Here is a 23,423-nt window from a genome sequence, read left to right on the forward strand (position 1 = left end):
CTTATAAACAAGCAAAGCAATAATAGCAAAACTTCTTATAAACAAGCAAAAATATTTTATTTTGTAAGGAGTTTGTATGCAAACAACAAAAGCAGCATTTGGCTGGGTAGGCGGCAAAAGTAAGCTAGCAAAAGACATAATAGCTTTAATGCCTAAGCACGATAAGTATGTAGAAGTTTTTGGTGGAGCTTTATCTGTGTTTTATCAAAAAGAACCATCAAAAATTGAAGTCGTTAATGACATCAATGGTGAACTTATAAATTTACACAGGGTAATAAAAACTAGACCACAAAGCCTAAGTGTAGAGCTTAATAACATGCTAAGAAGTAGAGAGATTTTTTATCTCATAAAAGACAAAAAAATAAAACCAAGAAACAACATACAAAGGGCAGCTTTTTACTTTTATCTTATAAGTCTTAGTTTTGGGGCTAAGGGCAATAACTTTGCTATGTGTAAGGGTAGAAATTCTAAAAACATTTATCGGGATTTTACATTGCAGTCAAGAAAGCTTAAACGTGCCGTCATAGAAAATATGAGTTATGAAAGATTAATAAAAGAGTATGACAGCAACGATACTTTGTTTTATTTAGACCCGCCGTATGTGGGTACTGAAAGCTATTATAAAACACCAAAAGATTTTAATATAGCAGATCATAAAAATTTATCTTATATGTTAAACAATATAAATGCTAAATTTATACTTTCTTATAATGATTGCGACTTAGTAAGAGAGCTTTATAGTGATTTTATAATCAAAGAGCTAAACATAAGATATACACTTAATGCTAAAACAAATAAAATCAACAAAGAATTGCTTATTATGAATTTTTAGTATCATTACAAATTGTAATATTTTTAGATATTATTTGAAAATATGTTTAAATTCATTATAAAATTTAAAGGTATTACAATGAATATGAATGAGATAAATGAAAGACTTAAAGATATACTAGCCACCGAAGGTAGAAAGAATATAAAAGATGCTGATGTGGCTAGGGAGCTTGGTATAAGCCCAAACTCTTATGCTCAAATGAAGTTTAGAAATACTATCCCTTATAAAGAGATAATGGACTTCTTATCAAAGCGGAACATATCTATAAATTTATTCTTTTATAATCAAGACGGAGATAGCCTCAGTGGGTCAGAAAAAAGATATAAGACACTAAAGATGTTTAATGTAAAAGCTAGTCTTGGTGGAGGTGGATATAATGATGATGAAGAGTTTGAAGAGGTGGTAATGGATAAAAAGATATTAAAGCACTTTGGTAAGGGTAATCGTGGTGATATGTATGAGGTAGATATAATATCAGCTATGGGAGATAGTATGCAACCACATATATGCGATGGCGATTTATGTGTTATAGGTAAAGCAATGCCTTTTAAAGATGGTAATATCTATGCTGTAAATACTGATGATGGCTTAGTTATAAAAGAGTGTTATAAGCAAAAAGATGAGCTAATGCTTGTATCTTATAATCCAAGCTATACTCCTATAAGACTTAAAGAATATGAATATAAAATAGTAGGTATGTTTGTTGGACTTATGAGAAATATAATACCTATAAAATGATTTTTAAAAAGGTTTTAAAAGGTGTTTAAAATGATAGTAGTTTTATATGATATTTGACTTACTATCATTTTAAATGCAAGATACTTTCGTTTTAAATGTTCGGATACATAATTTTTGTTCATTTTGATTGCCAGCTGAATCTTGATATAATTCAACTAATTTATAATCAAGATATTTACTATCATTAAAAACTTCAATAGCTTTTTCAAGATCTTGTTTAGAGCCTTTAAAATTGTTACTACTTAATTTTTGAAAGGTGTCTCCCAATACATTATCTTTTTCAATTATTTCATTTAATTCTTTTGTTTTTCCACTATTGCCAAATGCTTGTCCTTCAGCTTCTGTTTTTTGTTGTTCTGCTTCTTTTTTTGCTCGTTCTGCTGCTTGTCGTGCTTGTTGTGCTTGTTGTTTTTCTTGTTTTGCAGTTTCTAGAGATTGTTTGGCTTGCTCTTTTGCAGTATTGGCTTCATCTCTTGCTTGTTCTGCTGCTGTTTTTGCTTTATTGGCTTCATCTCTTGCTTGTTCTGCTGCTGTTTTTGCTTTATTGGCTTCATCTCTTGCTTGTTCTGCTGCTGTTTTTGCTTTATTGGCTTCATCTCTTGCTTGTTCTGCTGCTGTTTTTGCTTTATTGGCTTCATCTCTTGCTCGTTCTGCTGCTGTTTTTTGTTGTTGGGCTTGTTCTTTTTCTTGTTGTTTTTTTAATTGTTCTTGTTTAAGGTTTTCAAGAAATCCATCTTTACTAACTTCTTCTAGTTTTTTTATAAAGTCTGATTTTTCTTTTTGTGCATTATTTATTTCATCCAAAGATGAACCACCATAAGCATTTATTGTCATCATTGCACCTATAATAGTTGCACTAGCAATCATTGAAATTTTCATTTTTTCTCCTTAAATAAATTTAGCTAGGTATTTTACCCCCCCCCATATTAAAATAAGATAAATATTTGATATAAATTTGTATGTTTTTAACCACAACCCTTGGTTAGAGTTGTGGTTTGTAGTTTAGTTGTGTTCTTAGAACTTGTATTTAAGTCCTACAGTTCCATCAAAGTATTGTTGTTTTGATTTAGCTTTTACGCCAAAGTTAACATTTGTAGATAAAGCATCTGTTAGTTTTAATTCTGCACCTGTTTTAAGTGTAACAAATCTTCCTTTTTTATCATCTGCTTTTAGTTTGATGTCTTTGTTTGAACCTATAAATCTAGCTACAGGATCTTTTACATCTTTGTATACTTCTGCTTCAAATCCTGGAGTTATATATAAGTAGTTTCCATTGTCTACATATTTTCTAAATTCTAAACCTAGTTTAGCATTTAAAGATTTTGAAGTAACACCATTAAATGACAATGGTAGATCTCCACTTTCTTTGAAAGCTTTTGATTTAGAGTGAGAATAATCAAGTCCTACTAATGGTTTCATAAATAAGCTATCGCTTAGATTCATTACATAACCATAATCAACTGCAAATGATGTATATGCAGTATCATATTTACCATCTTGGGTTAGCATTTTGCCATTAAGTATAACATTTCTACTTAATTTGTTTTTAGCTTTACCAAATGATACTCTTGTATCTATTTCGCTATTGTCTATATATGTTCTAGCATATAGACCAAATTGATAATTGCTTGCTTTTGTGTTGATTAGTTTAGAATCAGCTTTTGATTTAGCAAGAGTCATATATCCACCCACTATTGTGTTATCAAATGCTCTATCATAACCTATACTAAAGCCATGTAGTTCTGGATTAGAACTATCTTTTACTTTACCTTTTGCACCTATAACGTTTGCCCATATATTGTTGTCATTGTTAAATCTATCTGTATATGATTTTATTACAGATGATACACTATCACCATTATCAGCAAATTTATCATTGCTTAGTTTATTTATAGCAGATGCTAATGCTAAGTCTTCATTGAATGGGTTGCTTAATTTAGCAAGTCTTGTTTGTGTTGATAGTTGATTACTGAAATTAACCATATCTAGATTAGATACTTTGCCTATTTCGTTTGTTGCTGATTGGATTGAGTCTTCGTTTGATTTGATGAAAGATACTAAAGAATTTTTGTCTAAAATTAAAGCTTTTTCTGCCACATCATTAGAATTTACCATATCAAATATAATTGAGATAACATCTTTACCCATTGATGACAGAGGGGTTTTGGGGTCTTTTGTAAAGGCATCTTTTCTTAAATCTAAACTATCATTATATGCTTGTTCAGCATTTTCTAAATATTCTTCTTCAATTACTATGTTTCTGATGTGTTCATCATCGTTGCCCGATACTTTTTCTTTAGCTTCTTTTACTTTTGTTTTTAGTTTCTCTGCTTTTTTTTCTTCTTCGCCAGTAATAACAACACCAGCTGCTTTTGCTTTTGCTAGTGCTTCATCAAATGCTTTTTTCTTTTCAGCATCTGGATTCTTGGCTGAAGCTTCATAGCCATTTGCAGCACCATTTAAAACTTTTTCGATTTCTTCTAAAGCTCTTTTTTGCGCTACAAGCTCTTTGGGTGTAGATTTTAGAGTTATTTTTAATTCATTACCTTTCTTTTTATTATTATCTTCAACTTCTTTTATAAAATCTTTATGGTCTTCAAGAGCTTTTTTGAGTCGTTTCTTTTTTTCTTCCCTACTTGTATACATCACACTAATCATTTTATCATTTTGATTAAATTTATACAAATCATCTCTTATAATAAGAGCTATCACAGCATCTTTTACTTTTTTATCAGCATCAAATTTATTATTATAAACTGTATTAAAATCTTTTATATCTAAAGCTTCTTTTACTTTACTAGTATCAGTGATATCGTTAATGTTTTTGTTATCTTTTAGTTTTACTCCAGCATCCATAAGAGCTTTAGCTGCTTTTTTTGCATCTTCTAATTTTACATCATGAGAGTTCAATACAGATATGGCATCATAAAGTACTTTTGCATGTTCTGCATCTTTGATAGTTATCTCTACTTCTTTATTGGCACTATTATTGCCTATTTTAAGCTTATAATTAGTACCAAGAGCTTCTGCAGTCTCTTTTAGCTCTCTAGGCAGGTCACTTAATATTTTTTTTATAGCATCGGTGTCTTTTTTTAAAAATTCATTTGTGCCATCTTTGTTAATTTCATCGATATAGTCTTTTTCTTTTTCAATAACCTTATCTTCTCTTACTTCAACAGCTTCGTGGAATTTTTTGATAAAACCATCCATAAGACCAAGTACGATTTGTTTATTGGCAAAGAATGTATTGAAATCATCCTTAGTAGCCCCACCATTTAAAGCAAAATTCTTAGGACTCGGTTGATCTTTTATCGTAATCTCTACTTTTTCTCCATCTTTTGTAAGCTTGACTTTATTACCATTACCATCATCATATTCTATATAGTCCTTGCCATTTTCATATTTAATATCTCCTACATGCATCAGCCCTTGTCTGGCTCTATCAATTCGTTCTATCAATTCGCCTATAATTTTTGCATTACCATTATCGTGTTTTTCTGGATCATAATTTTTCAGATCATCTACATATTTTTTAAGCTCTTTTAGTGCAGATGAAATTTCCTTTTCTGATCTTTGAGATGTTTCTAGTTTTGATTTTTCTGCTTCATAATCCCCGCGCTGTTCTTCAGCACTCTGAGCAAATCCCCCTTGTGTTAATGCAACAGCAAATAGTGTCGCACTAGCAATCTTTGAAATTTTCATTTTTTCTCCTTTTATATAGATTATATCTATATTTAATATGCATTTATAGATATAAAAACTATATTTTACCCCCCCCCCTATTAAAATAAGCTAAATATTTGATATAAATTTGTATGTTTTATAATGTTTTATAAGATTAGTGTTGTTTATGTATTGTGTGATAACCACAACCCTTGGTTAGAGTTGTGGTTTGTGTAATTAAAACTTATAAGAAAGTCCTACAGTTCCATTGTAGTATTTTGATTCTGATTTAGCTTTTACGCCAAAGTTTATATTTGTAGATAGATTATCAGTTAGTTTCATCTCTGCACCTGTTTTAAGTGTAAAGAATGTATGTTTATCTTTTTTAGATGCATATTTGATATTTTCTGTTGAGTTTACAAATGCTAGTTCTGTATCTTTCATACTTTTACGTAACTCTTTTTGTATACCTGGAGTTATGTATAAGAAGTTACCGTTTGCTATGTATTTTCTAAACTCTACTGCTGCTTTAGCTGATAGTGTTTTTACAGTAGTTCCTTTAAAGCTTACAGGAACTTTACCAGTTTCTTTAAAGCCTTTAGTACTTACATGGCTATATTCTAAACCAATCATTGGTTTCATAAAAGAGTTGTTGTTTGTATCAAATATATAACCATAATCAATACTTGCATCAAAGAATTTAGTATTATATTTACCATTAGCATCAAAGTCTGGGTTTGTAGTTACTTTTCTATCTAGTTTGTTTTTACCTTTACCATAAGATACTTTAGCATCTATTTCGTTTTGATCAATATACATTCTAGTATAAGCACCAAAGTGATAGTTATCTGATTTGGTTGTTAGTGTATTGCTTGATGACTTAGCATTAGTATATCCAGCATATCCACCAATTATCATATTATCAAATGCTTTATCATAACCTAGCATAAATCCATAAGTATTTGTATTTGCTTGAGATTTTAATTTAGCTTTACCACCCATGATATTTCCCCATAGGTTACTGTCATAGTTAAATCTATTTGTATACTCTTTTACTACACTTGAAAGAGTATCTGCATTATCTGCAAATTTATTATCACTTAGATTTTTTATAGCATAAGCTAAAGCTAGATCATCATTTAATGGATTGCTTAGTTTAGCAAGTCTTGAGTTTATAGCTGAACCGGTATTTGATATTATAGCATCTATAGTATCGATATTGTTAAAGCCACTGGTAATATCTTCTAAAGATTTATTCATCACTTTACCTAACATAGCTATATCATCAGCTTTAGTTTTTAATAATAAATCATTAACTTGTTCATTATTAGTAACAGATAATAAAGATGATGTTGTTTGAGCTTCGTTGTTATTTAATTTCAAACTTTTATCAGCAACTATAACTTTTGCTCTATCTTTTTTAGCTTGATCTAGTTTTGCATCTAATTCTTTATTGAAATCTTCTATGATTTTAGCTCTTGCTTCTGAGTTTTCTTTTGCTTTAAGTGCTTTATCTGCTTTTTCTACTATTTCTTGTTTTTGTGTGATTATTTCTTGTTTTTGTGTGATTATTTCTTGTTTTTGTGTGATTATTTTGTCTTGTTCTGTTATTTTATCATCCAATGCTTCTAAATTTAGTTTTGGATATTGTTGGCCTTTTTTTATTCCTTTTTTTAATCCTTCAAATTCTATTTTTAATTTTTCGAAAACTTTTTTTGCCTCTTCAGCTTTTTGTTTTTCTTTTTCAGCTTTTTGTTTTTCTTCTTCAGCTTTTTGTTTTTCTTCTTCAAATTTCTTAGTATATCCATCTTTATTTTGTGCGACTTCTTTAAGTTCTTGTTTTCTATCTTGTATCTTTTTTTCTATATTTTTTATTTCATCTAAAGATGATCCAGATGTTCCATCACCATAAGCATTTATAGCTATCATTGTGCCTAATAATGTGCTACATGCAATCTTTGAAATTTTCATTTTTTCTCCTTTTATATAGATTATATCTATCATTTAATATATAAATAGATATAAAAACTATATTTTACCCCCCCCCCATATTAAAATAAGATAAATATTTGGTATAAATTTGTATGTTTTTAACCACAACCCTTGGTTAGAGTTGTGGTTTGTGGTTTAGTTGTATTCTTAGAACTTGTATTTAAGTCCTACAGTTCCATCAAAGTATTGTTGTTTTGATTTAGCTTTTACGCCAAAGTTAACATTTGTAGATAAAGCATCTGTTAGTTTTAATTCTGCACCTGTTTTAAGTGTAACAAATCTTCCTTTTTTATCATCTGCTTTTAGTTTGATGTCTTTGTTTGAACCTATAAATCTAGCTACAGGATCTTTTACATCTTTGTATACTTCTGCTTCAAATCCTGGAGTTATATATAAGTAGTTTCCATTGTCTACATATTTTCTAAATTCTAAACCTAGTTTAGCATTTAAAGATTTTGAAGTAACACCATTAAATGACAATGGTAGATCTCCACTTTCTTTGAAAGCTTTTGATTTAGAGTGAGAATAATCTAAACCTACTAATGGTTTCATAAACAAGCTATCACTTAGATTCATTACATAACCATAATCAACTGCTAATGATGTATATGCAGTATCATATTTACCGTTTTGAGTTAATACATTACCATCATTTTTTACATATCTATCAATTTTGTTTTTAGCTTTACCAAATGATACTCTTGTATCTATTTCGCTATTGTCTATATATGTTCTAGCATATAGACCAAATTGATAATTGCTTGCTTTTGTGTTGATTAGGCTAGAATCAGCTTTTGATTTAGCAAGAGTCATATATCCACCTACTATTGTGTTATCAAATGCTCTATCATAACCTATACTAAAGCCATGTAGTTCTGGATTAGAACTATCTTTTACTTTACCTTTTGCACCTATAACATTTGCCCATATATTGTTGTCATTGTTAAATCTATCTGTATATGATTTTATTACAGATGATACACTATCACCATTATCAGCAAATTTATCATTGCTTAGTTTATTTATAGCAGATGCTAATGCTAAGTCTTCATTGAATGGATTGCTTAGTTTAGCAAGTCTTGTTTGTGTTGATAGTTGACTACTGAAATTAACCATATCTAGATTAGATACTTTGCCTATTTCGTTTGTTGCTGATTGGATTGAGGTTTCGTTTGATTTGATGAAAGATACTAAAGAATTTTTTATCAATGATACCATGTTTTGATGTATTATCTTGTTTTTAAGAAGATTTTTATCATTCATACTAGAAATTATATCTTTAGCTGCTGAAGATAGAGAGTTTTTAGGATTTTCTATAAGGGTATTAGCTCTTAAAGACACACTATCATAAAATGTTTTTTCAGCTTCTTCAAATGCTTGTTGTGCCTCTACTACTACTTTAATTTGATCGTTACCATTATTGCCATTAAATACATTTAAAGCATCAGTTACTTTTGTTTTTAAGCTCTCTGCTTTTTTAGACTCATTGCCAGTATCAGTAATAACAACACCAGCTGCTTTTGCTTTTGCTAGAGCTTCATCAAATGCTTTTTTCTTTGCTTCATCTTGGTTGTTTTGTGTTCCATCATATCCATTTGCAGCACCATTAGCCTCTAAAACTTTTTTGATTTCTTCTAAAGCTCTTTTTTGCTCTGCAAGTTTTTTAGGATCTGTATTTAGGGTTATTTTTAACTGGCCATTTTGTTTTTTGTTGTTTTCAGCTATTTGTTTTGTAAATTTATTTTCTTGACCATCTTTGTCTTCAAGAGCATTTTTTAATTTTGTTTTTTCTTCAGTTATCTGTTCATTAAAATAAGAAGTCATTGAACTATCTTCATTAAAATTAAATAATTGATCTCTTAGTGTAAGGGCTTGCACAGCTTCTTTTACTTTTTTGTCATTATTAAATTTATCATTATAAACTTTATCAAACTCTTTTATATCTAAAGCATCTTTTACTTGTTTAGTATCAGTAATCTTGCTAAGATCTTGTCCTGCTTTTAGCTTCACTCCAGCATTCATAAGAACTTTGGCTGCAGCTCTTACTTCTTCTATTTTTTTGCCATTAGGTGTTTTTAATGTATCTATGGCATCAGAAAGTGCTTTTGCATGCTCTGCATTTTTGATAGTTATAACTACATCTTTTTTATTATCTGCACCATTATCTTTGTATAAAGTAAACTTATGGTTAGTACCTAAAGCATCTGAAGTTTCTTTAATCTCTCTAATCAAATCTTTGGATATTGAGTTGATAGCATCCATATCTTGCTTAGAATACTTATATGCATCAACAGTAAGCTCATAAATATAGTCCTTTTCTCTTTCAACAACCTTATCTTCTCTTGCTTCAACAGCTTCATGGAATTTTTTAATAAAACCGTCTATAAGACCCTCTATAATTTTCTGGTCATTAAAGAATCTTTTAAAATCATCTGCTGTTGCCATACCATTTAAAGCAAAATTCTTTCCTTTACCATTTTCTAAAGTTTTTATAGCAATCTTAAACTCAGCTCCTCCTCGTGTAAGAGTAATCTTATTTCCTTTTTTATCCTCATATTCGATATCATGCTTGCCATTACCATCATAATCAACACCTTTTCCTATATGATTATTTATAGGTTTTCTAGCATCTTTAATCTTTTTAAGTATTTTATATACTATTTGTGAATCACCAGTATCATGATTCTTTGGATCATAGGTTTTAAGTTTATCTACATTTTGTTTAAGCTCTTGTAGTGCAGACGAGATCTCTTTTTCTGCTTTTTGAGATTTTTCAAGTCTCATTTTTTCTGCATCATAAACATGTCGTTCTTTATCAGCATTAAGCAGTTCATCATCATCCGCAAAAGCACCAGTAGCGATAATAGCACCTAATAATGTGCTGCACGCAATCATTGAAATTTTCATTTCTTCTCCTTTTAAAAGTTAAAATTCAAGTATATATTTTACTTTTGGATAGATTAAATTTAACTTAAATGATATTTTAATGTTTATTTCAAAAGATGGAACAGTTCTTGCTTGTATGCTTAAAAAATCAAAAATAAGGTCTTATATGAAAAAGATTATTTTTCTTACGCTTATCTTAGCGACATTTCAAAGTGTTTTTGCTACTCAGATAAAAGATATAGCAAATGTTTTGGGTGTAAGAGAAAACCAGCTCATAGGATACGGACTTGTAGTCGGACTAAATGGAACCGGCGATGGCTCTACATCTGAGTTTACGATACAATCTTTATCAAATATGCTACAAACAGTAAACGTCAAGATAAACCCAGATGATATAAAATCAAAAAATACAGCAGCCGTGATAGTAACAGCAGCCTTGCCTCCATTTGCAAGACAAGGCGATCAGCTTGATGTTACGATATCATCTATAGGAGATGCAAAAAGCCTTCAAGGAGGAACACTTCTAATGACACCTTTAAAGGGTGTTGATGGCGACATATATGCATTAGCACAAGGTTCGCTTAGTATAGGCGGAAAGATCTTAGGTAGAGGTGGCGATAAACATATGACAGCCGGACTTATACTAAATGGTGCTTTGGTAGAAAAAGAGGTAGCTTATGATATATACAATCAACAAAGTTTTACTTTAAGTCTAAAAACTTCAAATTTTAAAGCGGCTATGGATACACAAAATACCATAAACTCGGCTTTAGGGACAGAAACAGCATCAGCAATAGATCCAAAAACTATAATCATAAAAAAACCATATGAAGCAAACTTGATAGACATAATAAGCACTGTGTTAAACCTAGATATAGACTATACTACTGATGATAAAGTCGTTATAGACGAAAGAAGCGGAACGATAGTAAGTGGTATAAATGTAAGCGTGGATCCTGTCATACTAACACATGGCGATATAACTATAAAGATAGAACCAAATTCATATAACAAAAAAAGCGAGACTGATTTTGATTTGCAAGATGGCTCAGCTATATCCCCAAAAACAAATTTACTAAGGATAGAGGATCAAAAAACAACACTAGCAACAGTAACAAGAGCTTTAAACAAACTTGGTGCTTCGCCTAGTGACATAATAGCGATTATTCAAAATTTAAAGCGTGTTGGTGCGATACACGTGGATGTAAAGGTAATGTAATGTATACAGACAATACTCTAGCTATAAATTCATTTAATAGCATAAATACAGATAGATTAAAATCAAATGCAAAACAGGATAAATTACTAAAAGAACAAACAGATGCTTTTGAGTCTTTTTTGGTTAAAGAGGTGCTTGATATAGCATTAAAAGAGGATGAAAAAAGCTCGATCTTTCCAAAATCAGCTGGATCTGACATATATAAGTCAATGTATAATGATACTATGAGCAAGGCTCTTAGTGGTGGGCTTGGGTTTAGTGAGCTTTTATTTAATTTTTTAAAAGAGAGGTCTTAAGAAAAAATATTTTATGCCGATTTGGTTTTTGTAAATCAAACTAAAAGGTTTTAAAATGATAGGTAATGTAAGTGGTTTTTCATCAAGCTTAAGCACAAATATAGCAAACAAAAGCTTGAATACAAACAAAGATAATGAAATACAAAATATATCTAAGCAAGAAAATACAAAGTTGCAAGATATAAAAGATGCTATCAAAGATGGCACATATAAGATAGATATGAAAAAAACAGCAGGAGCTATACTAGATACTCTTGTATGATTATGAAGGATTAAGATGTTAAATGGATATTTAAACGAAGCTATTATGACTCTTGAGGAATTGATAGAGATCACAAAACAAGATATTTTAAATATAAAAGAGGCAAAACACTCACTTGTAGATGAGAGTGTAAGAAAAAAAGGGCTTCTTGTAAAAAAATTTGAAGAGACAAAGAGAAATATCGATAAAGAGTTGGTTAAAATATCACAAACATCATCAAGCATAACAGAGACTTTAGACGATGAAGCAAAGTCAAAACTTGTAACAATGCGCGAAAGGCTTGAAAGTCTAAACGAAGTAAATAAAAAATATGCAAAACATGTAGTTGTAGTAAAAGAATTTTTTGATAGTTTGACAAAAGAGATGTTTGACATAGACTCAAATACATATTCTAAAAATTTAAATACAAATACCTTATATAAAGCAAAGGTTTAAAAATGGCAAATATTTTTATGTCTTTAAATACAGGTGTTTCGGGACTAAACGCCGCACAAGTTCAAATATCTACAACTGGAAATAATATAGCAAATGCCGACTCCACATACTATACAAGACAAAGAGTTGTCCAAACCTCAGCGATATCTTTGTATAATGTTGAGGGTGGTGTTGGTACGGGAACACAAGTAGAAACCACTGTAAGAATACACGATGAATTTACCTATGCAAGACTTAAATCAGCATCATCAAATTTAGAAAATACAGCTTTTAAACAAAGGATCATGCAAGAATTAGCACAAAATTTTCCGGATTTGCAGGATTCTGGAATAAGCAGAGATATGACAAATTATTTTAATGCATGGAATAAATTTGCTTCAAATCCTAATGATTCGGCACAAAAATTAAACCTTATAAATATGACTTCTGTATTTACCAAAGGCATATCAAGAACAGCTACAAAACTTGATGATCTTCAAGCAGAAGTAGATAGACTAATGAAAATAAATGTTGAAGAGGTAAATAAAATAGGCGAGCAAATAGCAAACCTAAACAAAGAGATAAGAAGAGTAGAATCAGGTGCCGACTCGGGCATAAAAGTAAACGCAAATGATTTAAGAGATAAAAGAGATGAGTTAGAACTTGCCTTATCAAAACTTATAAATATAGATACTTTTAAGAGTGATTTAAAAAGCAATACAAGAGTAGACAGCGGAATCACTGATGAGGGAAGGTTTTATAACCTAAATATAGGTGGTGTAAGCATAGTAGATGGTGTTAATTTTCATCCTCTTGTTATGAATAAAGCTGATTCAAAAGGACAATTTACTGGAATTTTTTATGAGATGCAAGATGGCAGACTGATAAAAATGGAAGATAAAATTTATAATGGCAAGATAGGCGCACAGCTTGATCTTCGTGGTAGGCACTATGATCCTTTGGCTCAAAAATTTACAGAAGGCTCTGTTCAAAAGTATATAGACAACCTTGATACACTTGCAAAAACAATCATACACAATACAAATAATATCTATGCACAATCAGCAGTAGAGATATCAAATACCAAAGAATTTGACTTCTTGGAAAATGATAAAACATTGATGAATTTTAGTAAAGATGTTCAGAACGGGACTTTTGATGTTATCGTATATGATAACACAGGAAAAGAAATAGCCAAAAAAACAATAGATGTTAATGGAACAACAACTATGAATGATCTAACTTATGGAAACTCTATAATGCACGATTTTAACTCAAACTCAGATGATAATAATGATAACAATATGTCAAATGATGTAAATGATTATTTTGAAGCATCTTATTTTTATGATAAATTGTCAAATAAAGGAACATTTGCTGTTATACCTAAACAGACAAAAGGACTTTATAGCATTGCTTTTGTAGATCACGGAACAAATGTTCCAGGCGTTCTTGGACTAAATAGATTTTTTGATGGTGAAAGAGCAAGAGATATGGCTATAAATAGTGATTTTCTCTCAGATCATACAAAGCTTAGAGCATACTCAAAACCTGTTTCAGGAAACAATGATGTTGCTAATAAAATGGTTCAACTACAATATGATAAATTAAAATTTTATTCGCATGGAATAGCACAAGATAGAGATGATACTATAGATGGGTATTATAGATTTTTAACGACAGATATAGCAAGTGATACAGAAGCAAACAACAACTTTAATGAAACAAACACATCTCTTTTTAAAACAGCAGAACAAGAGTTTCAATCTATAAGTGGTGTTGATACAAATGAAGAATTGACAAATTTAATTAGATTTCAGGCTAGTTACGGAGCAGCAGCAAAGATAGTAACAACTGTAAATCAAATGTTGGAAACACTGCTTACCTTAAAACAATGATTAAAAATATATTAGATGGTTATGTTTTTGATAAAAACAGACAAGATGAGCTATTTTCTTATGCTGATCCTTTGCAAATAGCGACAAAGCTAAAAGAGCCTGTTTCTTGTCTTTTGTGTGCTTTGTTTGCATATGGAAATGCAAAACTTATAGTAAAGTTTTTAAACTCTCTTGATTTTTCTTTGCTAGATGAGACAGAAAAAGAGATAACAAAAAGCATAACAACACACAAATATAGGTTTCAAAATACAAAAGATGTGCAAAATATATTTATAACTTTAAGTAGATTGAAAAAAGATTTGGATATAGAGCATATACTTAAAAAAGGTTTTAAAAACGGTGGAATGTGCTATGCTATAAACGAGCTTATAAAAGAAATTTATAAACTAAACCCGTATAAAACAGATGGGTATGAGTTCTTTTTTGCAAGGCCTTTTGTTAAAGAGCCAAGATCTCCATATAAAAGATACAATATGTATCTAAGATGGATGGTAAGAGATACTGATATAGATTTGGGACTTTTTAAGAGTTTGGATAAAAGAGAACTTTTAATACCCCTAGATGTTCATACACATAGAGTTTCGCTATCTCTTGGGCTTGTTAAGAGAAAGACTTATGACTTTAAATCTGTTTTAGAACTCACAAATAGACTAAAAACATTTGACAGAAATGACCCTATCAAATATGACTTTGCCCTTTATAGGATAGGACAAAGTGGGGAGTTAAAAAATGTCATATCTATGCTAAATCAGCAACACTCTTAAAATTTTAGACTCTATTAAAATACTTATATGATACTTTGTTGATTTTTACGAACTATTTTTAGTGCTTTTAAATTTAAAGAAATTATACCTTCTTAATAAATCAAATTTATAAAACAATCCAAGGTATTATTAGAAAGTGCAAAATCAAATACTTAAGATAAAAGTCAATAAATTTTAAAATGTTTTAAAAGTAAACACAATCAATAAATAGTTTTTTATAATATATCTTTATAAAATTAGATATCAGTTAAAGCTTGCTGGATAAACCCAACAAGCTTTTTAAATTTATTTTATAAAAGTTCCTGTCTTTAACTCAAAGAATGCATGTCTTAGCTCTTCTTCAGTGTTCATAACTATAGGCCCGCCCCAAGATATGCTTTCATCTAGTCTTTTAGAACCCATAAACAAAAATTTTGCTTTTTTATCCAAAGCTTTTATAGTTACACTATCGCCCTCTGTAAGTTTTACAGCTGTTTTTTCTCTTATATGCTCACCGCTTACCTCTGCATCAGATAAAAGCGTAAATAGCATAATAGAATCATCGCTTTTTGTATCTATAGTTATACTAGCATTTGGCTCTAACTCTATATCATAGTAGTTTAGAGGAAGATATTTTCCTTGATAGCCTTTGTGATCTTTGTATTCCCCAGCAAGTAGTCTTACCATACCACCATCAAAAGGTATCTCTTTTATCTGTTCATTTTTTATCGCATTATACTCTGGTTTTACCATTTTGTATTTGGCTGGTAAGTTTAACCATAACTGAACGCCCAACATTCTTTCACTAGCCGGAAGTCTCTCTTCGTGCAATATACCAGAACCAGCAGTCATCCACTGAACTTCGCCATCGCCTATTGTATCTTGAAATCCTAAGTTGTCTTTGTGCATCATTCTGCCTTTAAAAACATAACTTACTGTTTCTATTCCTCTATGTGGATGCATAGGAAAACCTGCTGTATAATCATCGGGATTTACACTATCAAAAGAGTCTAGCATAAGTATAGGATCAAACTCATCCGTTGTTGCGTGTCCTAAAACCCTAACAAGTTTTACACCTGCACCATCCATAGTTCTAAATCCATTAACCTGAGTTTTTACTTTTCTTTCCATCGTTTTCTCCTATTTTTTATTTAATGAAAGTATCGTATTTTATTTTTAAATTTGGATTAATGCAGTATAAATAAAATCTTAATTAAGAAAATATATTAATAAGAGTTGTTTAAGCTCGTTTTTATGGAGTATTATCATAACTTATTTATTTTGATACAAGATTTTAAACAAGTTTGTATTAATAATCTGTTGTTAGTGTAAATTAAATTTTCTAAAATAATGGATATTTTGATAAAAAAGGGTTAAAAATAGTAAATTTAAAACCCTTTAAAAAAGATATTTTATAGTGATAAATAATGCTCTATCTGCTCTTTTCTTAGAATTCTCATAAAGTTCGTACTACCTTCAACACCAGTAGGAAAACCAGCTGTAACAAGATATGTTTTATCTTTATCTATTATTTTATTTTTGACAGCTTCTTTTACCATTATCATTAAAAGTTCTGTTATGGTATTGCACTTTGGTAATACAAAATTTGCAGAGCCAACACCCCAAGCAAGTGTTAAAGAACCAGATATTTGATGATCGTGAGTAACTGCTATAATATCCATATTAACCCTATTTCTAGCTATTTTTATAGCTGATTTACCAGAGCCAGTTATAGATATGATAGCATCCGCATTTAGCCTATATGCCAATGCCGCTGCACTTGAAGCAATCATATCTGTTTCATCTAAAAACTCAAACTGATCAAATTTATTGTATGGATATATCTTTTGTGCTTGAAGTATAGTATTACTCATAGCTTTTACAACCGCTATTGGGTTTATGCCAACTGCGCTCTCTTCACTCAACATAACAGCATCTGTCCCATCTAAAACTGCATTTGCCACATCACTTATCTCTGCTCTTGTAGCTGTTTCATGCTCCGCCATTGATAGCATCATTTGAGTTGCAGTTATAACAGGCTTGCTGGCTATATTTGCTTTTTTTATTATTGATTTTTGGATGGTAGGCACTTCATAATAAGGAATCTCTATACCAAGATCTCCACGAGCTATCATAATGCCATCACTTACTTTTATAATGTCATCTATATTTTCAACTGCATCAAATTTTTCTATCTTTGAAAGCAATCTTGATTTTGAACCTAATGAGTTTAATATATCTTTCGCTTTTTTTACATCATTGGCATTTTGAACAAAACTAATAGCAACAAAATCAACTTTTTCTTTTGCTCCAAATTCCATATCTTCTTTGTCTTTTGGTGTAATAACATCTATACCAAGTCTTGTGTTTGGGAAATTTACACCCTTATTTGAGTTTAATACACCACTATTTTTAACTACAGTTTGAACCATGGTCTCATCAACACTTACAACTTTAACTCTTATATTTCCATCATAAAGATAGATATATTGATCTTTTTGTAACATCTTTAAAATTTGTGGCTGATTTATAGATGTTTTATAGTGATTTTCAGCTACCTTAACACCAAGTATATCTTGTGTGTAAATATCAAGTCTATCATTTGGTTTTAATTCAAATTTTTCTTCTAATTTTCCTATGCGAATTTTTGGACCACATATATCTTGAAGTATTCCTATTCTTATATCTAGTTCTTTTTCAACTTCTCTTACTTTTCGTATGTTTTCTTTATGATACTCATGTGTTCCGTGGCTAAAGTTTAAGCGAAACACATTTACACCAGCTAAAACCATCTCTTTTATAGTATTTATATTGTCGCTAGCAGGCCCTAAAGTTGCTACAATTTTTATCTTTTTATCCATTCATTGTCCTCATTTTGTATTATTTTTTATATTATAATACAATATTTTATTTTAAAAGCACATATAAGTATAATTTTACAATGATAATCAATATGCACCTAAGGCATATTTAATAAAATTTGAATTATTAAAACTTATATTTTTTAAAGACTACTCACTAAGCAAATTTAAGATAAAGTTTCATAGTAGAAAATCTAAATTATCATGTTTAATCGCTTTTATTTAGATTTTTAACTACATTTTTAAGTGTAAATTAAAAATGTATTTTAAGGAAAAACAATGACAAAAGAGGATAAAAACAATGTTTTAAATGCCAGAAAGATCTATTATCTTCTATTTTCAAAATTATTTGTATTTAACAATACAAAAGATAGATACGATGGTGTTTTAGATATTTTGAACATAATAAAGCAATCGCCTCTTGATGAGACAAGCTCTATTGGAATAAATAATTTTTTAGAAAATTTTACTGATTTTGATACTTTGGCCGATGAATATGATGATATATTTCACGCCCCTCCTAGACCTTTACACAATACATTTTCTTATTATGAAGAGGGCTATAGCTCTGGCTCTGCTTGTGTTAGAGTTAGAAAAATTTTATCAAAAACAAACATTAGAAGAGACGAAAAAGAGTTTAAAGAAAATGAAGATAATATAGGATTTGTATTTTCACTAATGTTTGATTTTATATCATACGCATTAAATAAAAATGAAAAATACGAAGAGTTTTCAAAAGAGTTATTTAAAACCACTATAAATCCTTTTATTGATGAGTTTATATTAAATTTATATAACCATCAAAACTCTAAAAGTTACAAATCAATATGTTTAATACTTCAATCATTTATAGAATTTGAAAGACTATATTATGGTATCAACAAACCAAATTATGAAAATGAAAAAAATATAAAAACTCAAAATGGAATTTCAAGATCTGAAATGATAAGAAGAGAAGCAAATAGAGCAAGAAGAAAAGCTGAAGAACAAATATAAAAATCAAAGAAAGGAAAAGTATGCAAAAAAATAGACGCGAGTTTTTAAAAAAACTTATGGTAGGGACATCTGTTGGACTTGCTTCTACAAGTGTTTTAGCCAAAGACAAAGCAAAAAAAACAGAAAAAGGCGAAGAAATTTTATACTCAAGAAATAAAACTTGGGAATTTTATTATAAACAATCAAATTAATTTTAGAAAGGATGTATTATGCAAAACGATTTAGCTTTATCTCGTGTTGGTAGGCGTTCGTTTTTAAAAATGGCATCTCTTGGTATGGCTGCTGGAGCAACTGGAATTTATGCCAGCGGAGTAACTAGAGAAGCTACTAAAAATGAATTAAAAAATCCATTTCCTGATTCAAAAATGGTAAAAACAGTTTGCACGGCGTGCTCTGTTGGATGTGGTATAATGGCTGAAGTTTCAAACGGTGTTTGGGTTCGCCAAGAGGTAGCTCAAGATCACCCTGTAAGTGCCGGTGGTCACTGCTGTAAGGGAAGCGATATGATCGACATGGTTCGCTCACAAGTTCGCTTAAAATACCCTATGGTAAAAGAAAATGGAAAATGGAAACGCATTAGTTATGAAGAAGCTCTTGATAGAATAGGAACACAACTTAAAAAATACAGAGATGAAAATCCTGAACAAGTTATGTTTTTGGGTTCTGCAAAAGTAAGCAATGAGCAAAGTTACTATATACGTAAATTTGCTGCAATGTTTGGGACAAATAACCTAGATCATCAAGCTAGAATTTGACATAGCACAACAGTCGCCGGTGTGGCGAATACTTGGGGTTATGGCGCTATGACAAATCATCTTGGAGATATCCAAAACTCAAAAGCTATGATAATATTTGGAGCAAATCCTGCAGTTAATCACCCTGTTGGATTTAGACATTTCTTAAAAGCAAAAGAAAACAACAGATCAAAACTAATAGTTATTGATCCAAGATATACAAGAACAGCTGCCAAGGCTGATTATTTTGCTCAAATAAGACCAGGAACAGATATACCATTTATGTATGGAATGCTAAATTTGATATTTGAAAATGGCTGGGAAGATAAGAAATTTATAAATGATCGTGTTTACGGCATGGATGAGATAAGAAAAGAAGCAAAAAACTGGACACCTGATATAGTAGAAGATGTTACTGGTGTAAAAGCTGAATTATTAAAAGAAATTACAGAAGTATATGCAAAAAATGCTCCAGGAACTTTAATATGGGCAATGGGACTAACTCAACACTCAATAGGAAGCTCAAACACTCGTATAGCACCTATTTTACAACTTGCACTAGGCAATATGGGAATAGAAGGCGGTGGCTGTAATATTCTTCGTGGTCATGACAATGTCCAAGGTGCAACAGACATGGCAAACTTACCTGATAATCTACCTGGCTATTATGGAATAGCAGAAGGTGCTTGGAAGTATTTTGCAAAGATGTGGAAAGTTGATTTTGATTGGCTTCAAGGAAACTTTGTAAAACCAGAGTGGATGAATAAACCAGGATTTACATTAGCTCGCTGGTGGGCTGGTTCGCTTGGTGGTAAAGATGGTAATGATCCTATTGAAAATAGCGGAACAAATTTAAAAGCGCTATTTGTTATAGGAAATGGAATCACTTCAACAGCTCAACAAGTAAAAGTTCAAGAAGGTCTTGATAATCTTGAATTATTGGTTCTTGCAGATCCTTTTGTAAACGAAGCAGCTGTTATTACTCATAAGAAAGATAATATATTTTTATTACCATCAGCTACACAATTTGAATCTAGCGGGACAGTTGTTGCAACAAATCGCTCTGGACAATGGAGATTTCAAGTAACAGATCCTCTATATGAAAGCAAACAAGATCAAGAAATTTTATTTGAACTTGCAAAAAGACTTGGATTTTACGAAGAGCTTACAAGAACAATAAGAGATGAAAATGGTAACATCCAATGGCCAGAAGCAGCAACAAAAGAAATAGCAAATACCATAAAGACAATAGGACTTACAGGATGGACTCCTGAAAGACTTAAAAATCATGTATTAAACTGGGATAAATTTGATGAAAAAACACTTCTTGGAAAAGAAGGGACCGATGTAGCTGGCGAATACTATGGTCTTCCTTGGCCTTGCTGGAGTACATCACACTGCGGAAGTCCAAATTTATACAATGTAAACTTACCTGTAAGTAAAGGCGGAATGGGATTTAGAAATCGTTATGGTTTGGAGCATAATGGTGTAAATTTATTAGCTGAAGATGGATCGGCTCCGGTTGATTCGCCTATAAATGGTGGATATCCAGAGATAACAAAAGACAATATAGAAAAAGTTTTAAATATCAAACTTACAGAAGATGAAAAAGCAAGAATGGGTGCTAATTGGAAAGTTGATGATAGTAATATAATAGCTGAAAAATGTATGCAAAAAGGTATAGCTCCTTATGGTAATGCAAAAGCTAGAGCTATAGTTTGGACCTTTATAGATCAAATTCCAAAACATAGAGAACCTATACACTCTCAAAGATCTGACTTGGCAAAAAAATATCCTAGTTTTAACGATAAGCCAAATCATTATAGGGTTTATACAAAATATGAAAGCTTGCAACAAAGCAAGGACTTTGCAAAAGACTTCCCTATAAATCTAATCACAGCTCGTCTTGTAAACCTAAATGGAGCTGGAATGGAAAACAGAGCAAGTAAATATCTTGCACGTTTAACACCTGAGATGTTTGCAGATATTCACCCAGAATTAGCACAAAAAAAAGGTATATCAAATGGTGATATGATATGGATTCATTCACCTGAAGGCACAAAAATAAAAGTAAAAGCTAGACTTGCTCCATCTGTGCTTCCAGATATGATTTTCTTACCATTTCACTTTGCGGGTGTAATGCAAGGTGTTGATATGACTGATAATTTCCCTGAAGGAACAAAACCATACGCATCAGGTGAAAGTGCAAACACAATCGCAAACTATGGTTATGATATCATAACTCAAATCCCTGAAACAAAAGGCGGATTATGCCGCATAGAAAAAGCTTAAGGAGCGATAAATGAATCAAAGCTTTACTAGATTAAAATTTTATTGCGATACAGATCGTTGTATAGATTGTAATGGTTGCTCTGTCGCTTGTGATGAAGCTCATGAGCTACCAATAGGAATAAGAAGAAGAAAAGTTGTAACACTAAATGAAGGCATACCAGGAAAAGAAATATCTACATCTATATCCTGTATGCACTGTGAAGATGCTCCTTGTTCTTTAGTTTGTCCTGTTGATTGCTTTCATACAAGAGAAGATGGGGTCGTGCTACACGATAAGGATATATGTATAGGTTGTGGATATTGTCTTTATGCTTGTCCATTTGGTGCTCCACAATTTCCTAGAGATGGTGCTTTCGGTGTAAAAGGAAGTATGGATAAATGCACAATGTGTGCCGGCGGTGTAAATATACAAACAAATTCGGAAGAAGAATTTGAAGAGTATGGTCAAAATAGAATAGCAGAAGGAAAAGTTCCTGTATGCGCAGCTATGTGTTCAACCAAAGCTTTACTTGTGGGAGAATCTGATATAATACAAAAAATTTACGAAGATAGAGTTAATGCTAGGGGTTATGGAATAAAAGACATAAAAGAGTCTCTAACTTGGAAAATAGCTTACTACAAGAAGGATAGAATATGAGATTATTATCTGTATTATTTTTTATCGTTAATGCCTTTGCACTACATATACCTGATGGAACAAATCAATATGATAGCAATGTTTGGGCCTCAGCTAGAGTAGAAAACATAAAGGGTTACGAGGGTGGTTTTGGTGAGCTTTTCACTTTTTTGCAAGGAAATGAATATTTTGCTTATAGCGTTATTATAGCTGTATTGGGAGTGCTTATAGGCTTTACACTACATTTTTTGGTTGTTGGGCCAAAGCATTTTAGCCACGATGGCAAAAAAGTATATGCTTTTAATATAATAGAAAGAGTTATGCACGGTATAGCAGCTGTTTCTTGGATAGTATTAGTTCCAACAGGTATAATAATGATGTGGGGAAGTGCATTTGGTGGCGGAACCTTTGTAAGACTTATGAAAAATTCTCACGGAATAGCGACTTTGTTCTTTGCCTTTTCAGTAATTCCTTTGTTCCTTTACTGGACAAAAAGAATGCTACCGGCCATTTATGATATAAAATGGTTGATGATAGTTGGTGGTTATTTATCAAAGAAAAAAGCATGTATTCCGGCTGGAAAATTTAATGCAGGACAAAAGGCTTGGTATTGGATAGCTATACCTGGTGGAATAGTCATGATAGCGACTGGAGCAGCTATGTATTTTCTAGATTTTAAACAACCTGGCGTTGCAACTTGGCTTGGAATAAGCCAGATAGAACTACTTAGATTATCAGCTATTATTCACAATGTTTTAGGTGTTGTATGTGCTGTATTTTTCTTGGTTCATATATATATGGCTGCTATAGCTATACACGGCGCTATTTGGTCTATGATAACTGGATATAAAGAAGAAGAAGAGGTCTATGTTCTTCATCATTATTGGTATCAAGAACTTATATCAAAAGATCAAATACCAGTATCAGAATACGAAAAAGTTTATCCTAAACTAAAATAATTTTTTAGCTTCACCAAAAAAT

The 23,423-nt window shown here is 31.0% G+C and carries 19 protein-coding genes; 13 read left to right on the forward strand and 6 right to left on the reverse strand.

Translation table 11 applies throughout. The features are described from left to right. Positions 1–76 precede the first annotated feature (76 nt). Both CPIN18021_RS05560 and CPIN18021_RS05565 read left to right on the forward strand, forming a co-directional pair. A complete protein-coding gene (locus tag CPIN18021_RS05560) occupies positions 77–832 on the forward strand; it encodes a DNA adenine methylase (protein ID WP_078424603.1) in 756 nt (251 codons plus the stop codon). Between the two features lie 78 nt (positions 833–910). Next, the gene (locus tag CPIN18021_RS05565) at positions 911–1,570 is read left to right on the forward strand and encodes a S24 family peptidase (RefSeq protein WP_078424604.1); all 660 of its coding nucleotides are present in this window, start codon (positions 911–913) and stop codon (positions 1,568–1,570) included. 69 nt (positions 1,571–1,639) lie between these two features. On the opposite strand, the gene CPIN18021_RS05570 is transcribed toward CPIN18021_RS05565, so the two are convergent. The 4 genes from CPIN18021_RS05570 to CPIN18021_RS05585 form a co-directional block, all read right to left on the reverse strand. Continuing rightward, positions 1,640–2,449: a hypothetical protein gene (locus tag CPIN18021_RS05570; protein ID WP_078424605.1), complete on the reverse strand. Its 810-nt coding sequence runs from the start codon at positions 2,447–2,449 to the stop codon at positions 1,640–1,642. 135 nt (positions 2,450–2,584) lie between these two features. Beyond that, positions 2,585–5,272, reverse strand: a complete 2,688-nt coding sequence (locus CPIN18021_RS05575) for an autotransporter outer membrane beta-barrel domain-containing protein (protein WP_078424606.1) — start codon at positions 5,270–5,272, stop codon at positions 2,585–2,587. A 198-nt stretch (positions 5,273–5,470) separates the two neighbouring features. After that, positions 5,471–7,204 carry an autotransporter domain-containing protein gene (locus CPIN18021_RS05580; protein ID WP_078424607.1) on the reverse strand — a complete coding sequence of 578 codons (1,734 nt, stop codon included), beginning with the start codon at positions 7,202–7,204 and terminating at the stop codon, positions 5,471–5,473. 168 nt (positions 7,205–7,372) lie between these two features. After that, positions 7,373–10,132, reverse strand: a complete 2,760-nt coding sequence (locus CPIN18021_RS05585; protein ID WP_078424608.1) for an autotransporter outer membrane beta-barrel domain-containing protein — start codon at positions 10,130–10,132, stop codon at positions 7,373–7,375. Positions 10,133–10,277: 145 nt separating this feature from the next. Between CPIN18021_RS05585 and CPIN18021_RS05590 the strand changes: the two genes are divergently transcribed. The 6 genes from CPIN18021_RS05590 to CPIN18021_RS05615 are packed head-to-tail and all read left to right on the forward strand — an operon-like array spanning position 10,278 to position 14,964. Next, positions 10,278–11,330, forward strand: coding sequence for a flagellar basal body P-ring protein FlgI (locus CPIN18021_RS05590; protein ID WP_078424881.1), 1,053 nt, complete (start codon positions 10,278–10,280; stop codon positions 11,328–11,330). Further along, entirely contained in the window at positions 11,330–11,626 is a 297-nt protein-coding gene (locus CPIN18021_RS05595; protein ID WP_078387845.1) for a rod-binding protein, read from the forward strand. The genes CPIN18021_RS05590 and CPIN18021_RS05595 overlap by 1 nt, the downstream gene beginning before the upstream one ends. A gap of 55 nt (positions 11,627–11,681) precedes the next feature. Next, positions 11,682–11,888, forward strand: a complete 207-nt coding sequence (locus CPIN18021_RS05600) for a flagellar biosynthesis anti-sigma factor FlgM (RefSeq protein WP_078423488.1) — start codon at positions 11,682–11,684, stop codon at positions 11,886–11,888. Positions 11,889–11,903: 15 nt separating this feature from the next. Continuing rightward, the gene (locus CPIN18021_RS05605; protein ID WP_078424609.1) at positions 11,904–12,323 is read left to right on the forward strand and encodes a flagellar biosynthesis protein FlgN; all 420 of its coding nucleotides are present in this window, start codon (positions 11,904–11,906) and stop codon (positions 12,321–12,323) included. A 2-nt stretch (positions 12,324–12,325) separates the two neighbouring features. Next, positions 12,326–14,200, forward strand: coding sequence for a flagellar hook-associated protein FlgK (gene flgK, locus CPIN18021_RS05610; RefSeq protein ID WP_078424610.1), 1,875 nt, complete (start codon positions 12,326–12,328; stop codon positions 14,198–14,200). Then, positions 14,197–14,964 (forward strand): TIGR02757 family protein, encoded by a 768-nt coding sequence (locus CPIN18021_RS05615; protein WP_078424611.1) that lies wholly within the window; start codon positions 14,197–14,199, stop codon positions 14,962–14,964. Before flgK ends, CPIN18021_RS05615 begins: the two co-directional genes overlap by 4 nt. A gap of 285 nt (positions 14,965–15,249) precedes the next feature. Here the strand turns inward: CPIN18021_RS05615 and CPIN18021_RS05620 are convergent, their stop codons facing one another. Both CPIN18021_RS05620 and pyk read right to left on the reverse strand, forming a co-directional pair. Continuing rightward, on the reverse strand, positions 15,250–16,074 hold the full coding sequence (locus CPIN18021_RS05620; protein ID WP_078424612.1) for a pirin family protein: 825 nt from the start codon (positions 16,072–16,074) through the stop codon (positions 15,250–15,252). A gap of 281 nt (positions 16,075–16,355) precedes the next feature. Continuing rightward, positions 16,356–17,804, reverse strand: coding sequence for a pyruvate kinase (gene pyk / locus CPIN18021_RS05625; RefSeq protein WP_078423493.1), 1,449 nt, complete (start codon positions 17,802–17,804; stop codon positions 16,356–16,358). A 279-nt stretch (positions 17,805–18,083) separates the two neighbouring features. On the opposite strand from pyk, the gene CPIN18021_RS05630 reads away from it, so the two are divergent. Genes CPIN18021_RS05630 through CPIN18021_RS05650 form a run of 5 tightly spaced genes read left to right on the forward strand, consistent with a single transcriptional unit; the run spans position 18,084 to position 23,401 of the window. Continuing rightward, positions 18,084–18,800, forward strand: a complete 717-nt coding sequence (locus CPIN18021_RS05630; protein ID WP_078423494.1) for a TorD/DmsD family molecular chaperone — start codon at positions 18,084–18,086, stop codon at positions 18,798–18,800. Between the two features lie 20 nt (positions 18,801–18,820). Continuing rightward, positions 18,821–18,991: a Tat pathway signal protein gene (locus CPIN18021_RS08915; protein ID WP_141080429.1), complete on the forward strand. Its 171-nt coding sequence runs from the start codon at positions 18,821–18,823 to the stop codon at positions 18,989–18,991. An 18-nt stretch (positions 18,992–19,009) separates the two neighbouring features. After that, positions 19,010–21,826 carry a formate dehydrogenase subunit alpha gene (locus CPIN18021_RS05640; RefSeq protein WP_226995974.1) on the forward strand — a complete coding sequence of 939 codons (2,817 nt, stop codon included), beginning with the start codon at positions 19,010–19,012 and terminating at the stop codon, positions 21,824–21,826. Between the two features lie 10 nt (positions 21,827–21,836). Continuing rightward, positions 21,837–22,463 (forward strand): formate dehydrogenase FDH3 subunit beta, encoded by a 627-nt coding sequence (fdh3B, locus tag CPIN18021_RS05645; protein WP_078423497.1) that lies wholly within the window; start codon positions 21,837–21,839, stop codon positions 22,461–22,463. After that, on the forward strand, positions 22,460–23,401 hold the full coding sequence (locus tag CPIN18021_RS05650) for a formate dehydrogenase subunit gamma (protein ID WP_078423498.1): 942 nt from the start codon (positions 22,460–22,462) through the stop codon (positions 23,399–23,401). The genes fdh3B and CPIN18021_RS05650 overlap by 4 nt, the downstream gene beginning before the upstream one ends. The last annotated feature ends 22 nt before the right edge of the window (positions 23,402–23,423 follow it).

This window comes from Campylobacter pinnipediorum subsp. caledonicus, from assembly GCF_002022005.1.
Taxonomy (GTDB): Bacteria; Campylobacterota; Campylobacteria; order Campylobacterales; family Campylobacteraceae; genus Campylobacter_A; species Campylobacter_A caledonicus.